General features: G+C 40.9%; 5 protein-coding genes and 1 pseudogene. 2 read left to right on the top strand and 4 right to left on the bottom strand.

The features are described 5' to 3' along the window. The 3 genes from FDK13_RS35100 to FDK13_RS35090 form a co-directional block, all read right to left on the bottom strand. Nucleotides 1-1,007, bottom strand: a 1,007-nt coding sequence (locus FDK13_RS35100) for a sensor protein KdpD (RefSeq protein ID WP_170983023.1), incomplete at its 3' end; no start/stop codon positions are given. Then, nucleotides 1,007-2,098 (bottom strand): porin, encoded by a 1,092-nt coding sequence (locus FDK13_RS35095; RefSeq protein ID WP_137344664.1) that lies wholly within the window; start codon nt 2,096-2,098, stop codon nt 1,007-1,009. The genes FDK13_RS35095 and FDK13_RS35100, both read right to left, overlap by 1 nt. Before the next feature lie 75 nt (nt 2,099-2,173). Then, a complete protein-coding gene (locus FDK13_RS35090; protein ID WP_137344663.1) occupies nt 2,174-2,734 on the bottom strand; it encodes a K(+)-transporting ATPase subunit C in 561 nt (186 codons plus the stop codon). A 36-nt stretch (nt 2,735-2,770) separates the two neighbouring features. On the opposite strand from FDK13_RS35090, the gene FDK13_RS35085 reads away from it, so the two are divergent. Together FDK13_RS35085 and FDK13_RS35080 are read left to right on the top strand one after the other, a co-directional pair. Beyond that, entirely contained in the window at nt 2,771-3,034 is a 264-nt protein-coding gene (locus tag FDK13_RS35085; RefSeq protein ID WP_137344662.1) for a hypothetical protein, read from the top strand. Next, entirely contained in the window at nt 3,031-3,297 is a 267-nt protein-coding gene (locus FDK13_RS35080; RefSeq protein ID WP_137344661.1) for a Txe/YoeB family addiction module toxin, read from the top strand. Before FDK13_RS35085 ends, FDK13_RS35080 begins: the two co-directional genes overlap by 4 nt. Here FDK13_RS35080 and FDK13_RS35075 read toward each other — a convergent pair. Next, nucleotides 3,298-3,735: pseudogene (locus FDK13_RS35075) on the bottom strand (potassium-transporting ATPase subunit B); the annotation flags it as partial.

Raw genomic sequence — 3,735 nt, 5'->3', positions numbered from 1 at the left:
ATTTGTCTTTGCTCGGCAACTTCCATAATGGTTCTGGAAACATGTGCGCTTTCGACCCGGATTATTTCGCCTCCCAATTCAGTGGCCAGTTTGAAATTATTGATCAGATGGCGTTGTTTGTCCAGCGCAATTTTATCCATACTTTCCTTCGGCGTTTGCACATAAAGCAACACCCACGGACTGTTATAATAACTGGCAAGCCTCGCTGTTTTTCTAATGACATTTTTCGAAGTTTGTGCATTGCTGCTGATACAGGCCATAAATTTATTAGGTTTCAAAGCCGTCACACTTCTCGAAGTTACCTCCGTTTCAACCTTTCTAACGACCTGGCTTGCAACTTCTTTAAGCGCCAACTCACGTAATTGCAGAATATTTCCGGAGGTGAAAAAATTGTTAAGTGCAGTTGGCACTTTTTCAGCTGTGTAGATTTTCCCTTCCTTTAAACGGGTGATCAGCTCGTCTGCCGTCAGGTCAATATTAACCACTTCGTCCGCTTGTTGAAGCACACTATCCGGAATTCTTTCCTTGACTTCAACGCCCGTAATCTGTTTAATTTCTTCGTTTAAACTTTCAATATGCTGAATATTAACGGCGCTGATCACGTTGATCCCCGCGTCGAGAATTTCCATCACATCCTGCCAGCGTTTATCATTTTTGCTGCCTTCGATATTGGTATGGGCAAGTTCGTCAACAATAACAATTTCTGGCCGAAGGCTTATAACAGCCTGCAAGTCAAACTCTTCCAGTTCTTTTCCTTTGTAAAAAAGTTTTCTTCTTGGAATAATGGGCAGGCCTTCCAGCAAGTCGTGCGTTTCTTTACGGTTATGGGTCTCTATATAACCGACTTTCACATCAATGCCGTTACGCATCAATGTGTGGGCCTCCTGCAGCATCCGGTAAGTTTTACCTACACCGGCACTCATGCCGATGTAGATTTTAAACTTGCCTTTTCTGGATTTTTTGATCAGGTCCAGAAAGTGTTTTACGTTGTTTTCTTTTTCAGTCATCAAAACGATAGGGCAACGGATGATGTTACGAAATAATTCTGGTTGCTGGTGCCGGCATCTTTTGAAAAGATATCGTCTTTGCTGTTAAAAGCCCGTGCTTCCAGTCTGAACATTACATTTTGCGCCGGCAAGTAATCGAAGTTGGCAGAGTAACCAAAAGTTTTAAAACCGTTTGGCGTTCCCGTACTAATGATAACTCCCTTTTCGTCTGCATAATATTCTCCCCTGGCTGCAATCCTGACTTTTTCATTCGGCATATACCTGGCAATTAAAACCGGCGTATACCATACATTGTAACTACTGCTTCCTTTACTTTTTTGCTGCATTCCAATATCAAATCCGGCAGTCAAACCAAATTTGTCTGTTAACTGGAACTGTCCGTAAATGTTGTTAAAATAGCGCCATTGTTTTGTGCTGTCCGGCTGCTCATTTCCTATATATGTACTCCAGTTCAAAGTCGCATTTGAAGACGGTTTATAAGTTAATTGTGTCCCAAAAGCAGGCGTCTGGTTTCCAGGAATTTTCTGGATACGCTGCCAGCCGTTCAGATACATCGCTGCTGCGTACAATTTTTCGTCTTTACTGGTAAAACCAATTTTTACACCTGCCTCATAATAAGGAGAATTTTCGGCCAAAATACTACGCGTCAAATTCCAGTTGTCCTTTCCAATCGCACTTTCAAACCCGATATGCGAAGGCATAATTCCCGCATCAACCCAGAGATTGTTTTTCTTTGAAATTTTGATTCCAACGTTGGCTTCAAAGATATTTTTCAATAATCCTTGTTCTGCTGCCAGATTATACTGCGGATAAGTACCGGCCATCACAGCCAGGTTTGCCCTTACATTTTCGGTATTGTAGTTAACTTTAAAAAGTCCCAGATTTAAATTTACTTCATTGTGTTTGTTGTAATTATATAAAAATCCCGGTCGTTCGTGGTTGGCTGGTTTGTTAAAATCATAACTATAAAAAGCTTCAACGTAACCTGAAAAAGTTAATGGATTTGGTTTTGCTTTTTCAATTGAAATGGTATCCTGGGCAATGACCGGAATAGAAAAAATTCCGGCGGCAATTAAAAATAATTTATTCATTTTCATTCTGGTAAGTGTACTGGATTCTTTATTGTTGTTGAGATTTCAAATTATAACGTTGAGTAATCCATGCATTTATTTAACCTGATCAAGTGCCATATTCAGTTTCAAAACATTCACTTTTGCAGGTCCCAAAAGTCCAAGCAAAGGGGCTTCGGTGTTTTCTTCGATTAGTTTCTGAATGTTTTGCTCAGAGACGTTTCTTGTTTTGGCAACTCTTTTGAGCTGAATTAGCGCCGCATTTGGAGAAATATCAGGATCAAGACCACTGCCACTAGCCGTTACCAGTTCCACAGGAATATCCTGTTTTTTGACTTCCGGATTATGTACTAAAAACGTATCGATCCGCGCTTGAACTGTTTGAAGATATTCAGGATTTGAAGGTGCTTTGTTGCTGCCACCACTACCTGCCGCGTTATAATCCACAGCCGAAGGGCGGGAGTTGAAATATTTATCTTCGGTAAAAGTCTGGCCTACGTTGGCATAGTACTTTTTACCATTTTGCATTACCACCTGTCCATTTCCGTGGTTTGGAGCAAGCTGGGCAATTCCCCAGATGATGATTGTGTAAACCCCGGCAAAGAAAATCAGCGTGATAGCGGTTAATTTGATTGCGGGAAATAGGTTCGTTTTCATTTTTATTTATTTTAACTTTAAAGAAATTTAGATTTTATGGAAGCTGTACTAAAAATTAAATCTTCTGAGTTCACCGACGAATTGATTTCAAAAATCAGGGCTTTGCTTAGTGTATCCAAAGACAGTGAGGTTACGATCAGTATTACGGATAAGGCATCGCCTGGAATTTTACGTGAAGAGAGTCGTGAAGAATATTTCTCCAGGCTTGATAAGTCCATCGACGACTTCGAAAAAGGGAATGTGATTTCCTTCAATGGAGATAGCTTTGAACAGTTTGTAAAGCACATAGCCCAGGAATGAATAACACTATCTTTTCTCTTCAGGTAATCGAAGATCTCACACACTGGTCCAAAAGCGAACCCCGCCTGGTAAAAAAAGTTTTTGAATTGATCAATGATATCCACAAACACCCTTTCGAAGGACTCGGTAAACCCGAAGGTCTTAAACATCAGTATAAGGGCTATTGGAGCAGACGTATTACGGACGAACATCGTTTGATCTATAAGCCGGTCTCTGAAAAAGACATCCTTGTTATCAGTGTTCATGGACATTATGATCAATAATTACAACCAGATACTGACCACCATATCAATCAGTTTAATCCCGATAAAAGGCACAATTATACCTCCCAAACCGTAGATAAAAAGGTTTCTTCTTAGCAATGCACTGGCGCCAATTGGTTTGTAAGTCACACCTTTCAAGGCCAATGGGATCAGTATCGGAATGATGATCGCGTTAAAGATCACAGCTGACAAAATCGCACTTTCCGGGCTGTTCAGATCCATGATATTCAAACCTTTAAGCGCTGGTATCGAAGCGATAAACAAGGCAGGGATGATGGCGAAATATTTGGCAACGTCGTTTGCGATCGAGAAGGTTGTCAGCGTACCGCGGGTCATCAAAAGCTGCTTTCCGATTTCTACGATTTCAATCAGTTTGGTAGGATCATTATCCAAATCCACCATGTTTCCTGCTTCCTTAGCTGCCTGCGTACCACTGTT

It is taken from the genome of Dyadobacter frigoris, assembly GCF_005280585.1.
Taxonomy (GTDB): Bacteria; Bacteroidota; Bacteroidia; order Cytophagales; family Spirosomataceae; genus Dyadobacter; species Dyadobacter frigoris.
This window is presented reverse-complemented; position numbering and strand designations above follow the sequence as displayed.

What these genes read in the sequence shown, in the direction of transcription:
- FDK13_RS35095 (WP_137344664.1), bottom strand. Translation starts at nt 2,098, where the DNA reads ATGAATAAATTATTTTTAATTGCCGCCGGAATTTTTTCTATTCCGGTC.
- FDK13_RS35090 (WP_137344663.1), bottom strand. Translation starts at nt 2,734, where the DNA reads ATGAAAACGAACCTATTTCCCGCAATCAAATTAACCGCTATCACGCTG.
- FDK13_RS35085 (WP_137344662.1), top strand. Translation starts at nt 2,771, where the DNA reads ATGGAAGCTGTACTAAAAATTAAATCTTCTGAGTTCACCGACGAATTG.
- FDK13_RS35080 (WP_137344661.1), top strand. Translation starts at nt 3,031, where the DNA reads ATGAATAACACTATCTTTTCTCTTCAGGTAATCGAAGATCTCACACAC.